Raw genomic sequence first — 18,809 nt, 5'->3', positions numbered from 1 at the left:
TAAATTTCTCAATCATTTAAAAAATTTAACTATAATGATTTTATGAAAAAGGCTTTATTTTTAGACAGAGACGGCGTAATCAATGTCGATAAAAAATATGTTCACAAAATAGAAGATTTTGAATTTTGCGAGGGGATTTTTAAGCTTTGCCGAATTTTCACACAAAAAAATTATCTTATTTTTGTCATCACTAATCAATCAGGAATTGCAAGAGGCTATTATGATGAGAAAGATTTTGCGACATTAAGTGCTTTTATGTGTGAAGAATTTGCCAAAAAAGGAATTTTAATAAATAAAATTTATCATTGTCCGCATTTGGAGGGTTGTGAGTGTAGAAAGCCAAAGCCCGGTATGTTTTTAAAGGCTTATGAAGAATTTGACATCGATAGAGAAAATTCCTTTTTTATAGGCGATAATCTCACAGATATGCAAGCAGGACTTAAAGCAGGACTTAAAAAACTCTATCTTATAAATTCCACTCAAAAGGGCGATTTTTATCAAAATTATACTAATTTAAATGCACTTTTAAAAGACATCGAAAAGGGGGAAATATGCGTATAATTATCACAGGAGGAGCAGGCTTTATCGGTTCAAATTTAGCCCTTGCTTTGCAAGAAAATAATGAAATTTTAATCATCGACAAAATGCGAAGCGATAAAAAACTCGATAATGGAAATTTAGAAAGTTTTGGACATTTCAAAAATTTGCTTGATTTTAAGGGAGAGCTTTTTGTAGGCGACATCAACGAAGCAAAAACTTTTGAAGTGATGCGTGAATTTAAACCCGAAACCATCTTTCATCAAGCAGCCATTTCGGACACCACAGCCTATAATCAAACCCAAGTTTTAAGCGTGAATTTAAATAGCTTTAAGGACTTCATTAAACTTGCTATTAAATGCGACTCTAAGCTTATCTACGCAAGCTCTGCTAGTGTGTATGGAGATATGCCAAGCCCTCAAAAAGTAGGCTATGAAGAGCCTAAAAACCCTTACGCTTTTTCAAAATTAATGATGGATAAACTTGCACAAAAATATTTTAACGAGCTTCATATCGTGGGGCTACGCTATTTTAATATTTATGGGAAAAATGAATTTTTTAAAGGCAAAACCGCCTCGATGATTTTACAATTTGGCTTACAAATTTTAAGTGGGAAAAATCCGCGTTTATTTGAAGGAAGTGAAAAAATTTATAGAGATTTTACCTATATAAAAGATGTTGTAAATGCGAATTTAAAAGCCTTAGAAACAAAAAGTGGAATTTATAATGTAGGCAGTGGCAAGGCAAGGACTTTTAAAGATATTGTAGATATTTTACAAAAAGAACTTGGCACAAATTTAGACTATGAGTGGATTAAAAATCCCTATGAAAAAGCCTATCAATTTCACACCCAGGCACATTTAAGTGAGAACTTTTACACAAGCGAATTTGAACTTGAAGCTGGGATAAAGGATTACCTGCCTGAAATTAAACGCATTTTTGAAAAGGAATATAATGCTTGAAAATTTAAGCAAACAAAGCCCTAAGATTCTTGTTGTGGGTGATTTTATGGTGGATAATTACATTTGGAGTGAGTGCTCAAGAATTAGCCCAGAAGCTCCCGTTTTAATCGCAAAATCCCTCAAACAAGAAAAAAGATTAGGCGGGGCGGCAAATGTCTATGCAAATTTAGCTAATCTTAAAGCTAGAGTTTTTGCACTTGGTGTCGTGGGAGATGATGAAGCGGGAGAGTTTTTAAAGCGTCATTTAAAAGGTGTTATTCTCACACAAAAAGGACGCAAAACTCCACTTAAAAACAGAATTCTAGCTCACAATCAACAAGTTTTAAGGCTCGATGAGGAAGATAGCTCTAAAATCAGGCTAGAAGATGAACTCATCACAAATTTTAATACCATCGCAAAAGATTTTGAGGCAATTATCTTGAGCGATTATGGAAAGGGGGTTTTGAGTGAAAAAGTGTGTCAAGCTCTTATTTGTAGGGCAAATGAGCTTAATATCCCTATTTTAATCGACCCAAAGGGAAATGATTATAGCAAATATCAAAACGCCACTCTCTTAACGCCCAATAAAAAAGAAGCTTTGGAGGCTTTGAAATTTAAGGACTTAAAGGGAGAAAATTTAAAACTTGCCATTAAAAAGCTTAAAAATGACTTTCATTTAAAATACTCCATCATCACGCTTTCAGAAGACGGCATAGCCTTGTTTGATGAAGATTTACACCTAATCAGTGCTAGAGCTTTGGAGGTTTATGATGTAACTGGGGCTGGAGATAGTGTCATTGCTGTTTTAGCCTTTTGTCTAGCTTGTAAAGTGCCTATTTTAAATGCTTGTGAATTAGCCAACGAGGCAGCGGCTGTGGTTGTAAGTAAGATAGGCAGCGTGAGCGTGAGTTTTGACGAGATAAAAAGCCTCAATTTAAGCACTTTCGAAAAGAAAATTAAAAGCAAAGAAGAACTTGTGGCTTTACTTGAAAATTTAAAGGATAAAAAAATCGTCTTTACCAACGGCTGCTTTGACATCGTGCATTTTGGGCATTTAAGCTATTTAGAGCAGGCGAAAAAACTAGGCGATATTTTAATCGTAGGGCTTAATTCAGACGCTAGTGTCAAAAGACTAAAAGGAGAAAAACGCCCTATCAATAAGGCATATGAAAGGGCTTGTATGCTGGGGGCTTTTTATTTTGTAGATTTTGTGTGTATATTTGAGGAGGACACTCCGCTTGAGTTAATCAAAACTTTAAAACCTGATGTTTTGGTAAAGGGGGCAGATTATGAGGGCAAAGAGGTCGTGGGAAGTGAGCTTGTCAAAGAAGTGAGATTACTTGAATTTCAGCAAGGTTTTAGCACCACCTCTCTCATAGAAAAAATACGAAGGAATTAAGATGAAAGTTTTCATCATCAACCTCAAACGCTCCACGCAAAGAAAAAGGGCGATGGAGGAACAAATTGCTAAACTTTTAAATGAAGAAAAGACTCTCAGAGATAAACTAGAATTCATCTTTTTTGAAGCTGTTGATGGAGATGGGGGAGAGGAATTTGCCAAATTTCACCCTGCTTGGGCGAAATATTTAAATGGTAGAAAGTTAAGTTCGGGTGAAAAAGGCTGTTTTGCAAGTCATTATAAATTATGGCAAAAGTGCTTAGAGCTTAATGAGAGCATTTTTGTGCTTGAGGACGATGTGGAATTTACTCAGGCTTTTAACGCACAAAATTTAGAAAAAATTTTAAAAAGTCCCTATGAGTATGTGAGAATTCACTACATAAAAGAAAAGAGTTCTTACGCTCTTAATAATCATTTTAATATCACTTTTTCAAATGTAGGGGGAACGAGAGGCTATTTCATCAAGCCTAGTGCGGCTAAAAAATTCATAAAACACACGCGAATTTTAATCAATCCCGTTGATGATAGTATGGATTATAGCACTGTTTCAAACATCATCTTTAAACCTCTTTTTCTGCAAGATTTTGACACAGCAAGTGATATAGCCGCTACAAGAGAGAGAGAGAGAGAACAACTACAAATTCACGCGTGAGCTTTACCGCCTATATCGCAACGCAAAACACTTTCTTCTCACACTCAAAACAAGACTTCGTTTAATCTTTCTCCTTAAAACTTAAAGCAATTTTAGCCTGCATTTTAAGCCAATCTTTTTGCAGCATTATAGGAAAGCCCCCATATACACGCCCACCTTCTAAGCTTTTACTCACGCCCCCTCTTGCTGCTATGGTGCTAAAATCGCCTATTTTAAGATGTCCGCTTGTTGCACTCTGTCCGCCCATTACAACATTACGCCCCAATTCGCTTGAGCCTGAAATTCCTGTTTGAGCAACTATAATGCAATTTTGCCCTATTTGACAATTATGCCCCACTTGCACCAAATTATCCACCTTAGTCCCGGTCTTGATAATAGTGCTTCCAAACACAGCCCTATCAATAGTCGTGCAAGCACCTATTTCGACAAAATCCTCCAAAATCACATTGCCATTATGATAAATTTTATAATGCTCTCCATTTTTATTATGCGCATAGCCAAAGCCATCACTTCCTATCACGCAATTTGCTAACAAATGGCATTTTTTACCTATTTTAGTGTCATTATAAATGACGACATTAGGGTGGATAATGCTTTCATCTCCTATGCTTACATTATCTCCTATGAAAGCCCCTGCCATTATGATGACATTTTCCCCTATGTCAATATTATTTCCTAAATAAACATTAGGCATTATTTTCGCACTTTTTGCGATATTTTGCGACTTAATCTCACTAAAAAGGGGTTTAGCAAAAATTTTACTTAAAAAGGCAAAACTAAGATGAGGATTAGGCGAGATGAGGGCTTTTGTATCTTTTGGAACTAAATTTTCATATTCTTTAGAAACGATAATAGCCGCTGCACCTGTGTTTGGAATGTCTTTAGCATTTTTTTCCCCATCACAATAAGTTAATTCCGTAAAACTAGCCCTTAATAAAGAATTAAGCGCACTAATTTCTAAATCCTCGCCCTCATATTCTAAACTCAAAAATTCCGCTATCTCTCTTAATTTCATTCTATATCCTTTCTCGTTTGCAAATTTATACAAGGCATTTTAACAAAACTTAGTTTCAAAACGCCCTCGCCTTAGCCCTCAAAAGTCGTTTCACTCATACCGTGAGGCTTATCCACAAAACGCGAATTTTCCTTTTGAAATTCCACTTCAGCCGTCCCAACGGGACCATTTCTATTTTTACCTATGATGATTTCAGCACTTTCTTGTCTTGGGTTTGGCACGAAATTTGGGCGGTAGTCCTTACCCTCTGCTTTTGCTTTATTTTCCCTTTCTTTTTCCTCTTGCTCTCTATACACTTCATCACGATAAACAAACAATATCGTATCCGCATCTTGCTCTATCGCCCCACTTTCACGCAAATCGCTTAACATCGGGCGTTTATTTGAGCGGCTCTCTAAAGAGCGGTTAAGCTGGGAAAGTGCGATAATAGGCATATCAAGCTCTCTTGCCAAAAGCTTAAGCCCGCGTGAAATTTCACTCACTTGCAAATGTCTATCGCTAAAATTTGAATGACTCATCATAAGCCCTATATAATCCACCACACATAAAGAAATATCACTCTCTTGCGACTTAAGCCTCCTTAAAATCGCCCTAATATCCGTGATACTCGCATAGCCACTATCATATAGAAAAAATTTAGTTTTAGAATAGTAATTACACGCATCGCCCACTCTTTCCCACTCCTCGTCATTTAAATCTGCGGTGATGATTTTTTGCAAGGGGATAGAGGTTTTAGAGGCTAATAGTCTTTGCATAATTTGAATTCCGGGCATTTCAAGAGAAAACATCACCACGCCCTTACCCTGCCTTAAAACCCTATCGATGAAATTTAAGCATAAGGTCGTCTTACCCATACCCGGTCTTGCCGCCACGATAATAAGCTCACCGCCCTTAAAACCTTTCGTTTTATCATCAAGCTCACTAAAGCCACTTTCAAGCCCTATAATGTGCTTATTTTCTAAACTTTTTTGCCTTTTAAATTCCTCCAAAAGCTCACCTAAGACCTCATTAATGTCCTTAATATCCGCAGAATTTACGCGGCTAATGATATTAAAAATATCCTTGCTAAGCTCATCAGAAATTTCGCTCACAGCCCTACTTGCATTAATGCGACTTGGCAAAAGATGCGCAAAGCCTAAAAGCTGTCTTTTAATGGACTTTTCTCTTAGCTCCTTCACATAAGCGCTAATGTCTATCATAGAGGGAGTGGCGATGATTTCGTTTAAAATTTGCTCGTCTAATTTGGCGTGTTTTTTCAAAAAACTAAGGCTAATTGGCTCTCCTGCATTCGCACAAGCAACCATCGCTTTAAAAATATCCTGATGTGCCTTTAAGCTAAAATCCTTAATCTCAATATCTCCGGCTATACTTGCATACACTTCGCCATCACTTAGCAAACAAGAGCTTAGTATCATACGCTCTAAGTCTAAATCATAATGCTCTTCATTTTTCATACCCATAACTCCACTAAAATGCGAATTTTAACAAAACTATGCTTAAAAATTGAATATTTTAAGAAATTTTTAAAGCAAAGTAAAGTAACATTTCCAACTTTAAATTTATAGTAATTACAATTACTTTTAATTTTCACACAAGGAGAAAAATTGAAAAAATATCTAGTGAGTTTTGCTTTAAGCGCTTTAATGTTAAATGCAAATGAAATTGTTTTTGAAGAGGGTTTTAGCGGTAAAATTAGCGTTGGCGGTGGTTTTAGAGATGTTAAGAGCAATCTTAGCCCCCTTGCAGACAGCGATTTTTTAGGAAGCTATAACGCAAAAAATTCTGATACTTCAGCCATTCCTTTAGTGGGATTTGAGCTTTACTATGGCGGTTTAATAGAAAATGATAGAGTTTTCTTAAAAAACTACAATGGTAGAGATTTAAGTGGTTTTGCGCTCGGCTACGAGATGGCTTATATGTCAAATTTTAGCAGCTCACTTTCTTTTGTAAGCTCGATTAGAGAAAAAGCTTATGCAAACCCTTACGCCCTAAATACATTTCGCGAAGAAACAGATTTAGACAAATTTGGACTTAAATTTTCTCAAGTTTATCAAAGTGATTTTGGTAAATTTGGTGCAAATTACCTTTTCGCAAAAAATAAATACGATAAGGAAACCATTCCTTATAGCAGTCTAAAACGCGATGGCTTCTACCACGAATTTGAATTAAATTACGATTATTCTTTATTTAATGCTGGATTGCTTTATGATTATAATGACGCAGATGGTAAAGCTGCAAGTTTTTCAAGGTATGGCTTTAAGGCTGGGCTAAATTTACCTTTGCAAGATGATTTTATCATAAGTCCAACCATCGCTTATAGCTATTATGAAGCCGATGGCACAGACCCAATTTTCAACAAAAAGCAAGACGGAGATATTTTCGAACTTGGTGTAAATGTAGTGAAAAACAAACTTTTAGGCTATGAAAGTCTTTACGCCTATGCAAATTATAACCTAGAAAAACGCGATAGCGACATCAATTTTTACGATGAAACCTACCAAATTTTCCTCACAGGTTTAGGCTATAAATTCTAAAAGGGCAAATGCCCTTTTAACCCTCTTTCATCTCCCCACACATCTTTTCAAATTCTTGGTAGTATTTCCACGAAGCGACAATGTCGGGGCGATTTTCTTTGATGCTGTTGAATTCTTTATCCATATAATTCTTAAGCTTTACTCTAATATGTTTATTTTTTTTCAATAAAGTTAAAATATCTTTTTCACTCTTCTTTTTATTATCCTCTAAAACGCATTGTTTTTCTATAAGTCCTAAGAAATATTCAATATAATCTTTGGTTTGATTGAATAGATCTTCATCTTGAGATAATTTTTTAAATTTACTCTGAGACATTGCTAAAAAAAAGTCTTTTGGTTTCAACTCATTTTTAACTAGAAAATCGGTAACATCAATAAAATTTTTCTGTATATCTAGACAATGTGGAATGCTGTTTTCTACATTGATATTTTTATTTTTTAAAAAATACATTCTCAATGTTGAATAAAAGTATATTTCAAATTTCTCACAATCAGGATTTTCTTTAGAAAAATAATTTTTAGAAATTTCTAATATTTTCCCATTAAATATTAAATATCCTATACTTCCACCACAGCTACATCCCAAAAAGTCTTTGTCAGAAAAATCTGGAAAATTATATTTAGCTTGAAAGTGTTTAAAAAGCCACATGGTATTAGGATATATTTCGTTAAAATCTATATAAAAAACTCTATTTTTATCAACATAATCGATAAGAAAACTATCTATATTCACAACATCCATACAATCTTCAATAAGCCTCATAGCACTATCAAGCCAATAGTGGTGATATTGAACCCATTTAAGACCCTCGCTAAAATCGGTCTTGGGACTAAATCGTGTATTTTCTGAAATATATTGATCGTCAATATGATTAACAGCTGTTCTAAATGTTGAAATTGGATCTCTAGTTAAAATATAAATATCTTTATTGTGAAAACATAAATCATATAGTTTGGGAGAATCTTTATGAGACTTCTCATAATTTTTTAAAAAAATAAGTATATTTTTGTCGTTTCTCAACTCATTCAATTCTTTATATTGATTTATATAATATCCGCTTGGATTTGGCAATCCTGCTTTGGAACTTTTAAATACATTTTTTGCATAGCCAGCCCATAGAAGATAATAGGATAAAGCTACATGTCCCTTACAACCCCCAAATACCAACACACATTCATACCAGCTCCTCGGCAAAGGCAAATTCATTTCCCAAGCTTTCTCAGCTGGGATTAGTCTATAATCAAGCCCAGCCTTAGCATAGGCTTTTATAGTATCACTTAAAGCATTTGTATGTTGTGTATTGGAAAGTTCTTTAAGCTTGATTCTTAGTGTTTCTTTATTTTGTTCATCTTCTAAATTTAAAAGCTCATTTAAGATATCTGGATTAAGTAATGGAGGATAAGGGTAATTTTCCTTTTCATATTTGTCTTTAAATTCTTTAGAGTTAAGCCATAAATAGATGAGTTCTAAATGCTCTAAGATAAAAGCAAAATTATCTAAGATGAGATTTTGTAAAGGGATATATGATGTTTTTAAAAGACTTTGAAATTCTTTTGATACTAAGGATTTTTTGAGATGATTTGCTTTAACACCTTCTAAATTTGGCACAACACCAAGCTCTTCCTTCATCTCTTTAAAAGCTTTATAAATTTGCTTTGCTTCTTTGATGTCTTTAAAGAGTTTAAAATAGCCTCCCTTATACCAAGTCTTATCTGCTTTGATTAAGGCTTGTCCTAAAAGATAAGAAAGATGAAACTGACATTCTAAGCCTTGTTTATAATCGCTACATTGTTCTAAAGGTATGCGTCTAAGTTCTGGGAAGACTTCTGTGATTTGTTGATAAATTTTAAGATGTTTTTTGTGGGTTTTTTTAATTAAATAGAGTTTAAAAAGAAGAGAGCTTACCCCCCCCCCCCCCGTGTCAAATGCAATAAGCTCTTGCCCTAATTTATAAGAGAGATGATTTTTCATTCTTTGTATGGCTGAGTTAGGATTGTTTATCATAGCGTTTTCCTTTGTTGGTAGTTTAATGTTTTGGTTTTTGGAATTTTGTTGATTGAGGGGATTATATCAAAAAAAAAAAAAAAAAATGGAGTCTAGATTCTACAACCCTCTTTTAAGCTTGACTTCATCTTCCACTTCTTCTAAAAATTTCTCTACCAGCTTGTCTTCTTTGAGTTTAGCCACGACCTCGCCGTGTCTTATCACAAGCCCTTGTCCTTTGCCAAAAGCTATAGCCACATCTGCACCCTTAGCCTCACCTAAAGCATTAACAACACAGCCCATTACGCTGATATTTAAAGGCTCTTTGATATGTTTTGTTTTTTCTTCAACGATTTTTATGGCTGAGAGCAAATCACTTTGAATTCGCCCACAAGTAGGACAAGAGATGATATTAACCCCGCTTTTTTGCACCCCACTATCTTGCAAGATGGCCTTAGCCACGCGAATTTCTTCCTCAAGCTCCCCAGTCATTGACACCCTCATCGTATCGCCTATACCCTTTAAAAGTAAATTTCCTAAAGCGATAGAGCTTTTTATAGTGCTGTGAAATTTCGTCCCAGCCTCTGTTACGCCCAAATGAAAAGGATAATCACAAAGCGGACGCAACCTTTCATAAGCTTCAATGGTCGTTTGCGTGTTGGAGGTTTTCATAGAAATTTTAATGTCTGTAAAATCCAAATCCTCCAAAAGCCCTATATTATATTTCGCACTTTCAAGCATCGCATCCACACCATAACCAAATTTATCGCTAAATTGCTTTTCTATGGAGCCGTGATTGATGCCTATTCTTATAGGAATTTGCCTTTCTTTACACGCTTTTACGACTTCTCTTATATTTTCCTTAGAGCCGATATTACCCGGATTTATCCGCACTCCGTCAATAAATTCCGCACAAAAAACAGCAAGCTTATGATTAAAATGTATATCAACGATTAAAGGCAGAGGGCTTTTTTCTTTTATCTCTTTTAAAGCCCTAGCGTCAGCCATATCAAGACACGCAAGGCGGACGATATTTGCTCCAGCGAAATAAAGACGGTTAAGCTGTTCTAAACAGCCCTCAATATCTCTTGTTTTCGTAAAGAGCATAGATTGCACAGAAATCGGTGCATCGCCCCCTATTAACACATCGCCAACTTTAATTTGTCTTGTTTTGTATCTTCGCATAGCGTCTCTTTTCATTGTTTGAGTGGAAATATAGCATAACTTAGGCAATTTCAAGCGAAATTGCCCTTAGAATTTAGAGTTTTCCTCCCTCAATCACCACATCATCAGCCTTAACATCTTCCCCAAAATGCGCTTTTAAACTCTCATCGTAAGCCTTATGAAAAAACTGCTCTGCCGCTAAAGAAACAATTAAATTGTCAATAAATTCTTTCAATTCTTTATCGCCTTTTTTAACCGCTGGAGCGATAACATCTTGATTACCAAGCTCTTTAATAACAACTTTATAATCCGGTCTTTCTTTAACCCACGCAAAAAGCAAGGTATTATCGTGTGCTAAAGCGTCCCCTCTTTTATCCATCAAAGCGGCAAATGTTTCTGTATTTTGGTCAAATTTCAAACTTTTAATATCAGCGTGATTTTTAGTAAAATACGCGTCCGCTGTTGTGCCTTTATTTAAAATCAAAGTCTTATCTTTTAAATCCTCCACACTCTTAATCTTACTATCCTTAGGCACGGCAACGCCCAAAGCCACTTTCATATAAGGCAAAGCAAAATCAACCTGCTCCGCTCTTTCAGGCGTTTGTGTGAAATTCGCTAGGATAATATCGACCTTATTAGACTTTAAAAACTCAACACGATTTGCCGCCTCGACAAGCACAAATTCCACTTTATTTTCATCACCCAAAAGCTCTTTTGCAATGCGTTTGGCAAGGATAATGTCATAGCCTTGATTCTCTCCCTTTTCATCAACATAACCAAAAGGGGGCTTATCGCCGAAAACGCCTATTTTAACAACCCCTGCGTTTTTAATTCTCTCAATGGAATTTTCCTTCGTTTCGCTACCACAAGCGGTTAAAAATACCGCAACAAAAGCTGTAAAAATGCTTAAAAGTATTTTTTTCATTTTTGTCCTTTTATAAGATAAATTCAATCCCATTTTATTAAAAAAAAATTAATATAAGATAAAAAATTTAAGAAAAAATTGCTATAATTCCGCTCTCTTTTACTATATAAAACACATAAAAAGGAAAAATATGAAAAAAAATTTAGCTCTACTTGGTGCTTTTGCACTCTTTTTCAGCGCTTGCTCAAGCGAAATTAGTGATGAAGTTGTGAAAAAATATGAACAAAGTCTTAATGAAGTTGTTAAAGAGCAACTTAAAGAATTTACTACTAGTGAGGAAATTGAAGTAAAACTTAAAGATTTCACCTGTAAAGCTGATAAAGCTTATATAGAATGTAATAGTCCTGACTTTTCACTAAATTCTAGCGGGACGCCTATTTTTAGTGCTAAAAATATCAAGCTTCGCTCCAACGAAATTTACACAGAAAATAATGCTTCTGGTTTAATCTCTTATAAAGATTATTACGCTCATCTTTTCTCTAAAAATGATAAACTTGAAACAAGCGTAAATTTAGAAAGTTTAAAACTAAGCGATGAAAGCATTAGGCAAGTGGAAAATAATAGCAAAGCCTTAATAAATGACGAAAAAATCGCCAAACTAATGCAAGAATTAAGCCAAGATAATTACAATGTCGCATTCAACCTACTAACAACAAAAGATGGGGGAAATGTAAATTATAACTATTCTTACAAAATAGGTAATGATAAGGAAAATTTTATTTCTGCAAGTTTGGAAGGCGGCATAAAAGAAGAAGTTTTTAAAGCTTTAGATGAACTTGAAATAAAATTTGACACAGACAAATTGATTGTAAATGAAAAAAGCCTTGTTAATTTTAACAATGATTCCAGTAAATCTATTGAAGCAATACTAAAACAAAGTATGGTAAAAAACTTTAAGCTTGACATTAATCTTCAAACAAAAGACGCTTTTGCCCCTTACATTAATATGGCAAAAAGCTCACTAGAAGTTCTGCAAAATCAAAACACCAATGAAGAGCAGAGTTTGCTTTATTCTAAAACTCTTGAACTGATTAATGATATTAGCAAAAATCCACTTTACAAACTTAATCTTGCACTTGATTTTAAAGATATTCCATTAAGCGAATTTAACACCCTGAAAGAAAGTGGCGTAGAAAAAATTACCATCAATGGTAAAGATTTTAGCGATATCCTTAAAACAATCAATCAACTCTCACAAATAGGAATGATGGTTCCTTGAAAATTCTTTTCTCTCCAAGTGAAAGCAAGGATAAAGAATGCACCGAAGGTGCCTTTAATGAAAGCTCTTTTATCTTTAAAGAGCTTTTTAAATACAGACTTGAAGCCTTGCAAATTTATGAAAATTGTATTAAAAATGCTAATTTAGAAGAGCTACAAACTTTTTTTGGTGTGAAAAATCCCACACAAGAATTTTTGCATAATCTCAAAACAGCTCCCACAAAACGCGCCATAGAACTTTATACAGGTGTAAGTTATGAGTATTTAAATTTTCAAAGCCTAGAAGAAAAAGCGCAAAATTATATTTTAGATAACACTCTCATCTTTTCCAATCTTTTTGGCGTAGTAAGAGCAAGTGATACCCTGCCCTTTTACAAATTTAAACAAGGGGCAAAGCTCGGAACTTTTGCCATAGAAAAATTTTACAAAGAGCATTTTAGTAAGGCTTTAGATGAATATTTAAAAGATGAAGAGGTGCTTGATTTAAGGGCTGGATTTTACGATAAATTTTATACTCCAAAAAAGAAAATTAGCACCTATAAATTCCTTAAAAACGGTAAGATAGTCAGCCACTATGCTAAAGCTTATCGGGGGATTTTATTAAGAATTGCAGCACAAAATCAAATCGGCTCAAATGCGAAATTACTCTCAAAACTTCCAAATAATTTAAAACTAAAAGACATTAAACAACTTAAATTTAAAGAAGAAATTACCTTAGAAATTATGGACTAGCTTTTAGGAAATTTTTTCTTATTAGCTTGATAAACAAATTTAAATACTTCGCTCACAGCCTTAAAAAGCTCTCTAGGAATCATTTGGTCAATATCACAATCCCTATAAAGCTGCCTTGCAAGAGGTGGATTTTCATACACGATAACATTATGCTTATAAGCCATTTCTTTAATGCGTAACGCAAGAAAATCCACCCCCTTAGCCACAACTCTTGGGGCATTTTCTTTAGTCGTATCATAGCGAAGTGCTACCGCATAGTGGGTAGGGTTGGTAATCACCACATCAGCACCTGCGACATCTTGCACCATTCTACGCCTCGCAGCTTCCATTTGCAAACGCCTAATTCTACCTTTTACCTGCGGGTCCCCTTCCATTTGCTTATACTCATCTTTAATTTCTTGCTTACTCATTCTAAGCCCTTGAAAATACTGAAAACGCACCAAAAACACATCAAGAACAGCAATCACAATAAAAGCGATAATTACAATAGCTGCTAAAATCAAAGCCTTGTCTCTTAACCAAATCATTTGTGCGGTGAGATTGTAAAGCTCGACCTTAGGAAGCTCTTTGACAAATTGAAGTAGAACAATAAAAGCTATGGTAAAAACCACACTCACCTTAAGGATAATCTTCACACTTTCGATAAGTTTTTTAAGGGAGAAAAGATTTTTAAGTCCTTTGAGGGGGTTGATTTTGCTTAAATTTGGCATAATGGGTTTAGTTGTAAAAATGAAACCAAATTGCATAATATTACCCACGACCCCCGCCACCATAATGCTTAAAACAATAGGAGCAAGGATAATCAAAACCTCAAAAATGCTTTTCATCATAATAGCCTGAATAATACGCAAATCAAATTCCACGCCGATAAAACTTTGATAATATCTATATAAATTTGCTATCCTCTCGCCCATAAAGCCCATTAAAAATAAAATTAGAGTAATCGCAACGATAAGGGTTACCACAGCGGAGGCATCTTGACTCTTAGGGACATTTCCCTCTTGTCTAGCATCTTCTATCTTTTTGGAGGTGGGTTCTTCCGTTTTTTCTTGGTCTTCGCCTGCCATTTTTTGCCTTTAAATTTAAAAGCTAAATTATAATAAAAAAGTATAAATTGATAAAATTTGATGAGAAGAAGTCTAAAGTAAAACTCTAGACTTAATTAGCGGAAACTTAGTCTTTATTTTTCAAAGCGTCCAGCATTTCTTGATGCTGCTTTTTATTAGAATTTTGTAATATAGCGATAATGCCCCAAACCACTGCAATTAACTCAAATGGAATACCCAAAATCGCACCGATACCAGTAAGTATGCAAACATAACCAATAACACAAAGGATAAAGTTAAAAATCGCCTGAATCCAAAGCCCACGAACTGCTAAAGCTATGTAAGGAAAGAAAAAAGCCAACACATAAATCATAAAACCTCCTAAAAGTAAAATAAAACTGATATGATACCCCCCCCCCCTTAAATTTTACTTAAATTTAATTTAAGTTAATGCAAAAGCTTGTTTGGAAAATATTTTGAAGATAAGTTAAAAAATTTGCAGAAATTTAAAAGATTAAATGGGTGAAAATTTGTAGAATTAAATAAAAGCCTCCAAAAGAGGCTTTTTAAGATTAAAGTTTGCTTTCGTTTTTGCCAAGATACTCAGCCACACCTTTAGGATTAGCCTTCATACCTTCATCACCCTTATTCCAACCAGCAGGGCAAACTTCGCCGTGTTCGTTTGTGAAAAGCATAGCATCTACCATTCTTAGCATTTCATCAATATTTCTACCAAGTGGCAAGTCATTAATCACAGCGTGGCGAACTGTGCCATCAGCATCTAATAAAAATGAGCCACGAAGAGCCACAGCCTCAGCAAAAAGCACATCAAAATTTCTAGCAATTTGCTTTGTCAAATCCGCAACAAGTGGGAATTTTACCTGACCGATACCGCCTTGATTTACTGGGGTATTTTTCCACGCAAAATGTGAGAATTCATTATCGCCCGAAATTCCAATCACCTCGATACCACGACTTTTAAACTCTTCATATCTTTTATCAAAAGCAATAATCTCCGATGGACAAACAAAAGTAAAATCTTTTGGATAAAAGAAAACTACCGCACCCTTTGGACCTATGTTTTTGTAAAGATTAAAATCATTTACAATCTCATTATTACCTAATACTGCTGGAGCAGTAAAATCTAAAGCTTTTTTTGTAACAATCATCTTGTTCTCCTAAATAATAAAATTTATTGATAGCAAAATTGTATCATTTAAAGCTTTAAAAAGCTTTAAAAAAGTAAAAAATGAAAAAAATAATAATTGTTATCAAAAATACTACTTTTTTGATTATCAACAAAGGGCAAAATTATATTTTTTTAAGATTTTTACCGCTAAAATTCCCTCCAAACATCAAAAATCAAAGGAGCTAAAATGGCTGTAAAAATTACAGATAGTTGTATCGCGTGTGGTTCTTGCATCGATGAATGCCCAGTGAGTGCTATTGTTGATGATGCAAATAACCCTGAGGGCGAGGATAGATACTATGTCTATTCTAACAAATGCGTAGAGTGCGTAGGACATAATGACCAACCTGCCTGTGCAAGTGCTTGCCCGACTGATGGTTGCATAGTATGGAGCGAAGTTGCTTCGGGACAACCAAGCAGAGATAACATTTCAAGTGATATGAGAAACGGCGATACTCCCGTATTTGCCTAAATTTTTAAAGCTAGTTTTGACTAGCTTTTCTTCGTTTAATTTTCTTATAAACAAATTCAAGTATAATTCCAAGTTTTATTTATTAAGTTTATTAAGGAGTGATTATGGAAAAGACTTTATCTATCATCAAGCCAGACGCTGTTAAAAAAGGTGTTATAGGTAAAATTTTAGACCGCTTTGAAAGCAACGGCTTAAGAATAGCAGCAATGAAAAAACTACAACTAAGCAAAGAACAGGCTGAAAATTTCTACGCAGTGCATAAAGAAAGACCTTTCTTTAAAGATTTAGTGGAATTTATGATTAGTGGTCCTGTGGTTGTTTCAGTTTTAGAGGGTGAAAATGCTGTGCTTAAAAATAGAGATTTAATGGGTGCAACAAACCCTAAAGAAGCCAAGCCAGGCACTATTAGAGCGGATTTTGCTGAAAGCATTGATGCTAATGCCGTTCACGGAAGCGATAGTTTAGAAAATGCAAAAATCGAGATTGAGTTCTTTTTTAAATCTAACGAAATTTGCTAATGAAAATTGCTTTTTCTAGGATTAATTCCACTGCTTATCCTTTCAAATTAAACCTTGAAAATATAGTTTTTGAAGGAAACTTAAGCAGAATAAATCCTAAGCTTGTAAAAATGCAAGCAAAAATGCAAGGTTTTGTTTATAGACCTTGTGATAGATGTGGGGCTGAAATGGAGCTTCGTATCGATGAAAATTTGGAACTTTTGGTAAGCGATGGTTTTTATAAAGACCCTAAAAACGAACTAAGCGATACCATAGAATTTTTTGACTCTCATATTGATTTATTAGAAGTTGCTATGGGAGAGTTAGAAGCTTATTTGAGCGATTATTTTTACTGCGATTCTTGCAGCGAAAAAGATTAATTTTTAAAAAGGAGAAAAAATGGCAGTACCTAAGAGAAGAGTTAGCAAAACTCGTGCAGCTAAACGCAGAACACATTATAAAGTTAGTCTTCCTATGCCTGTGAAAGACAAAGATGGAAGCTACAAAATGCCTCACCGTGCTAATCCACTAACTAAGGAATACTAAAAGTTATGATAAGCATTGCTATCGATGCAATGGGAGGGGACTTCGGCGAGAAACCCATTATAGAAGGCGTCATCGAGGCTTTAAATGTTAAGCCTTTTAACGCCATCTTAGTGGGTGAGACTGAAAAATTAAAACCGCTCATTCCAAAACATTTAGAGCAATATATCCAATACGAAGAAGCAAATGAAGTTTTTTCTATGGAAGAAAATGCTACCGATGCTTTAAAACGCAAAGAAACGAGTATTTATAAAGCCATTGAGCTTGTTAAAAATTTAAAGGCAAGTGCCGTAGTTTCAGCAGGGCATAGTGGGGCTAGTATGTCGTTGGCAACGCTTAGACTTGGAAGATTGCAAAATGTTTTAAGACCAGCTATAGCAACCTTAATGCCTAACATTGAAAGCACAACTTTACTTTTAGATGTTGGGGCAAATACAGATTGCAAAAGCGAAAATTTATTTCAATTCGCCGTTATGGGTGAAGTTTATGCTAGAGAGGTAATGCAAATTTCAAAACCACGAGTTGCCCTACTTTCAAATGGAGAAGAAGAGTGCAAAGGAAATGAACTTACCAAAGAAACCCACCAACTGATGAAAAAAATTCCTAATTTCATCGGTAACGCTGAAGGACGCGATATTTTTAACGCAAATGTCGATGTTTTAGTTTGCGATGGTTTTAGTGGTAATGTCATTTTAAAATCCTGCGAGGGCGTTGCTGGAGCAATTTTTAGAATTTTAAAAGCCGACATTAAGCAAAATTTTCTCTCCAAACTTGGAGCAGTTTTAATGAAGCCCTCATTTATGCGTCTTAAAAAGAAAATTGATTGGCAAGAATATGGCGGCGCACCCTTACTTGGCGTAAAAGGCTGTGTGATTATAAGTCACGGAAAAAGCGATTCGAGGGCTATTAAAAACGCTATTTTTCAGGCAATTCACTTTAATGAAGCCAATATCAATAAAGCTATAGAAAATGAACTTGCCAAATTTTAAAGCCTCTCTTAAAAGTATCGCCTCTTATGTGCCAGAAAAAATACTTAGCAATGAAGAGTTGGAAAAAATGGTCGATACTAGTGACGAGTGGATACTGCGTCGCACGGGAATTAAAGAAAGAAGAATAGCAGCAGAAAATGAAAATACAAGCGATTTAGGCACAAAAGCTGCTTTAAAAGCTATAAAAAGGGCAAATTTAAAGCCAGATGAAATTGATGCTATTCTTGTAGCGACTTTAAGTCCTGACTATTTCACTATGCCATCAACAGCTTGCAAAATCGCTGCAAATTTGGGCTTAAAAAATATCACAGCCTTTGATATATCTGCGGCTTGCTCTGGTTTCATCTATCTTTTAGAACTTGCCAAAAGTTTAGTTGAAAGCGGTGCAAAAAAAAATGTCCTCATCATAGGCGCAGAAAAAGCAAGCTCCATAATGGACTATAAAGATAGAAGCATTTGCATACTTTTTGGCGATGGGGCGGGAGCTGGGATTGTAAGTCTTGATAGGGAAAATCCTATCATCGATGTGCATACTGCGAGTAATGGCACATATGGCGATTTGCTAATGACAGAACGCTCCAAAAGCGTAGAAATTTGCTCACCCTTAGCGATGAAAATGAAAGGTAATGAAGTTTTTAAAATAGCCGTTCAAACCTTAAGCAATGATGTCGTAGAACTTTTAGAGAAAAATCATATTAGCCCCACACAAATTGACTTATTTATCCCACATCAAGCAAATCTTAGAATCATTAAAGCCGTGCAAGAGAAACTAAATTTAGAAGATGAAAAATGCGTTATTAGTGTGCAAAAGTATGGCAACACTTCCGCCGCTTCTATCCCTATGGCGATGAATGACGCTTATGAAGAAAAACGCTTAAAAAAGGGGTCTTTAATCTTGCTTGATGCCTTTGGAGGGGGTTTTACCTGGGGGTCTGCTCTGCTTCATTTTGGGGGAGAAAATTTCTAAGAAAA

The 18,809-nt window shown here is 35.0% G+C and carries 21 protein-coding genes; 13 read left to right on the top strand and 8 right to left on the bottom strand.

The annotated features are described in order from the left end of the window. Nucleotides 1-42 precede the first annotated feature (42 nt). From CHELV3228_RS03120 to CHELV3228_RS03105, 4 genes are read left to right on the top strand one after another with little or no spacing between them, the layout of a single operon-like run. Nucleotides 43-561 carry a D-glycero-alpha-D-manno-heptose-1,7-bisphosphate 7-phosphatase gene (locus CHELV3228_RS03120; RefSeq protein ID WP_082199504.1) on the top strand — a complete coding sequence of 173 codons (519 nt, stop codon included), beginning with the start codon at nt 43-45 and terminating at the stop codon, nt 559-561. Then, nucleotides 552-1,499 carry an ADP-glyceromanno-heptose 6-epimerase gene (gene rfaD / locus CHELV3228_RS03115; protein WP_082199503.1) on the top strand — a complete coding sequence of 316 codons (948 nt, stop codon included), beginning with the start codon at nt 552-554 and terminating at the stop codon, nt 1,497-1,499. Before CHELV3228_RS03120 ends, rfaD begins: the two co-directional genes overlap by 10 nt. After that, nucleotides 1,492-2,877 (top strand): D-glycero-beta-D-manno-heptose-7-phosphate kinase, encoded by a 1,386-nt coding sequence (gene rfaE1, locus CHELV3228_RS03110; protein ID WP_082199502.1) that lies wholly within the window; start codon nt 1,492-1,494, stop codon nt 2,875-2,877. The genes rfaD and rfaE1 overlap by 8 nt, the downstream gene beginning before the upstream one ends. 1 nt (nt 2,878) lies before the next feature. Next, the gene (locus CHELV3228_RS03105) at nt 2,879-3,529 is read left to right on the top strand and encodes a glycosyltransferase family 25 protein (RefSeq protein WP_082199501.1); all 651 of its coding nucleotides are present in this window, start codon (nt 2,879-2,881) and stop codon (nt 3,527-3,529) included. Between the two features lie 61 nt (nt 3,530-3,590). On the opposite strand, the gene lpxD is transcribed toward CHELV3228_RS03105, so the two are convergent. Next, nucleotides 3,591-4,544, bottom strand: a complete 954-nt coding sequence (gene lpxD, locus CHELV3228_RS03100) for a UDP-3-O-(3-hydroxymyristoyl)glucosamine N-acyltransferase (protein WP_082199500.1) — start codon at nt 4,542-4,544, stop codon at nt 3,591-3,593. Between the two features lie 71 nt (nt 4,545-4,615). Next, nucleotides 4,616-5,998 (bottom strand): replicative DNA helicase, encoded by a 1,383-nt coding sequence (locus CHELV3228_RS03095; protein WP_082199499.1) that lies wholly within the window; start codon nt 5,996-5,998, stop codon nt 4,616-4,618. A 150-nt stretch (nt 5,999-6,148) separates the two neighbouring features. Here CHELV3228_RS03095 and CHELV3228_RS03090 point away from each other — a divergent pair, with 150 nt between their 5' ends. Further along, nucleotides 6,149-7,078, top strand: coding sequence for a DUF2860 family protein (locus CHELV3228_RS03090; protein WP_082199498.1), 930 nt, complete (start codon nt 6,149-6,151; stop codon nt 7,076-7,078). 16 nt (nt 7,079-7,094) lie between these two features. On the opposite strand, the gene CHELV3228_RS03085 is transcribed toward CHELV3228_RS03090, so the two are convergent. The 3 genes from CHELV3228_RS03085 to CHELV3228_RS03075 all read right to left on the bottom strand — a co-directional run bounded on the left by CHELV3228_RS03085 (nt 7,095) and on the right by CHELV3228_RS03075 (nt 11,151). Continuing rightward, complete coding sequence (locus CHELV3228_RS03085) at nt 7,095-9,083, bottom strand: DUF2972 domain-containing protein (protein ID WP_082199497.1); 1,989 nt, start codon at nt 9,081-9,083, stop codon at nt 7,095-7,097. A 99-nt stretch (nt 9,084-9,182) separates the two neighbouring features. After that, nucleotides 9,183-10,262, bottom strand: coding sequence for a flavodoxin-dependent (E)-4-hydroxy-3-methylbut-2-enyl-diphosphate synthase (gene ispG, locus CHELV3228_RS03080; protein ID WP_082200735.1), 1,080 nt, complete (start codon nt 10,260-10,262; stop codon nt 9,183-9,185). 58 nt (nt 10,263-10,320) lie between these two features. Continuing rightward, nucleotides 10,321-11,151 (bottom strand): cysteine ABC transporter substrate-binding protein, encoded by an 831-nt coding sequence (locus CHELV3228_RS03075; protein ID WP_082199496.1) that lies wholly within the window; start codon nt 11,149-11,151, stop codon nt 10,321-10,323. A 130-nt stretch (nt 11,152-11,281) separates the two neighbouring features. On the opposite strand from CHELV3228_RS03075, the gene CHELV3228_RS03070 reads away from it, so the two are divergent. Both CHELV3228_RS03070 and CHELV3228_RS03065 read left to right on the top strand, forming a co-directional pair. Beyond that, nucleotides 11,282-12,370: a JlpA family lipoprotein adhesin gene (locus tag CHELV3228_RS03070; RefSeq protein WP_082199495.1), complete on the top strand. Its 1,089-nt coding sequence runs from the start codon at nt 11,282-11,284 to the stop codon at nt 12,368-12,370. Beyond that, nucleotides 12,367-13,101, top strand: coding sequence for a YaaA family protein (locus CHELV3228_RS03065; RefSeq protein ID WP_082199494.1), 735 nt, complete (start codon nt 12,367-12,369; stop codon nt 13,099-13,101). Before CHELV3228_RS03070 ends, CHELV3228_RS03065 begins: the two co-directional genes overlap by 4 nt. Here CHELV3228_RS03065 and flhB read toward each other — a convergent pair. The 3 genes from flhB to CHELV3228_RS03050 all read right to left on the bottom strand — a co-directional run bounded on the left by flhB (nt 13,098) and on the right by CHELV3228_RS03050 (nt 15,316). Continuing rightward, nucleotides 13,098-14,168: a flagellar biosynthesis protein FlhB gene (gene flhB / locus CHELV3228_RS03060; RefSeq protein WP_082199493.1), complete on the bottom strand. Its 1,071-nt coding sequence runs from the start codon at nt 14,166-14,168 to the stop codon at nt 13,098-13,100. The two genes, CHELV3228_RS03065 and flhB, sit on opposite strands and share 4 nt — an antisense overlap. 106 nt (nt 14,169-14,274) lie before the next feature. Next, complete coding sequence (locus CHELV3228_RS03055) at nt 14,275-14,520, bottom strand: hypothetical protein (RefSeq protein ID WP_082199492.1); 246 nt, start codon at nt 14,518-14,520, stop codon at nt 14,275-14,277. Nucleotides 14,521-14,719: 199 nt separating this feature from the next. Beyond that, on the bottom strand, nt 14,720-15,316 hold the full coding sequence (locus CHELV3228_RS03050; protein WP_082199491.1) for a peroxiredoxin: 597 nt from the start codon (nt 15,314-15,316) through the stop codon (nt 14,720-14,722). A 207-nt stretch (nt 15,317-15,523) separates the two neighbouring features. On the opposite strand from CHELV3228_RS03050, the gene CHELV3228_RS03045 reads away from it, so the two are divergent. From CHELV3228_RS03045 to CHELV3228_RS03020, 6 genes are all read left to right on the top strand, one after another. Next, a complete protein-coding gene (locus CHELV3228_RS03045) occupies nt 15,524-15,808 on the top strand; it encodes a DUF362 domain-containing protein (protein WP_082199490.1) in 285 nt (94 codons plus the stop codon). A gap of 104 nt (nt 15,809-15,912) precedes the next feature. Continuing rightward, nucleotides 15,913-16,326 (top strand): nucleoside-diphosphate kinase, encoded by a 414-nt coding sequence (gene ndk, locus CHELV3228_RS03040; RefSeq protein ID WP_082199489.1) that lies wholly within the window; start codon nt 15,913-15,915, stop codon nt 16,324-16,326. Beyond that, nucleotides 16,326-16,685, top strand: a complete 360-nt coding sequence (locus CHELV3228_RS03035) for a DUF177 domain-containing protein (protein WP_082199488.1) — start codon at nt 16,326-16,328, stop codon at nt 16,683-16,685. The genes ndk and CHELV3228_RS03035 overlap by 1 nt, the downstream gene beginning before the upstream one ends. Before the next feature lie 19 nt (nt 16,686-16,704). Further along, entirely contained in the window at nt 16,705-16,851 is a 147-nt protein-coding gene (rpmF, locus tag CHELV3228_RS03030) for a 50S ribosomal protein L32 (RefSeq protein WP_082199487.1), read from the top strand. 5 nt (nt 16,852-16,856) lie between these two features. After that, nucleotides 16,857-17,837: a phosphate acyltransferase PlsX gene (gene plsX, locus CHELV3228_RS03025; RefSeq protein ID WP_082199486.1), complete on the top strand. Its 981-nt coding sequence runs from the start codon at nt 16,857-16,859 to the stop codon at nt 17,835-17,837. Continuing rightward, nucleotides 17,818-18,804, top strand: a complete 987-nt coding sequence (locus tag CHELV3228_RS03020; protein ID WP_082199485.1) for a beta-ketoacyl-ACP synthase III — start codon at nt 17,818-17,820, stop codon at nt 18,802-18,804. The genes plsX and CHELV3228_RS03020 overlap by 20 nt, the downstream gene beginning before the upstream one ends. Nucleotides 18,805-18,809 lie beyond the last annotated feature (5 nt).

Origin of the sequence: Campylobacter helveticus (assembly GCF_002080395.1) — a bacterium.
GTDB classification, from domain to species: Bacteria; Campylobacterota; Campylobacteria; order Campylobacterales; family Campylobacteraceae; genus Campylobacter_D; species Campylobacter_D helveticus.
This window is presented reverse-complemented; position numbering and strand designations above follow the sequence as displayed.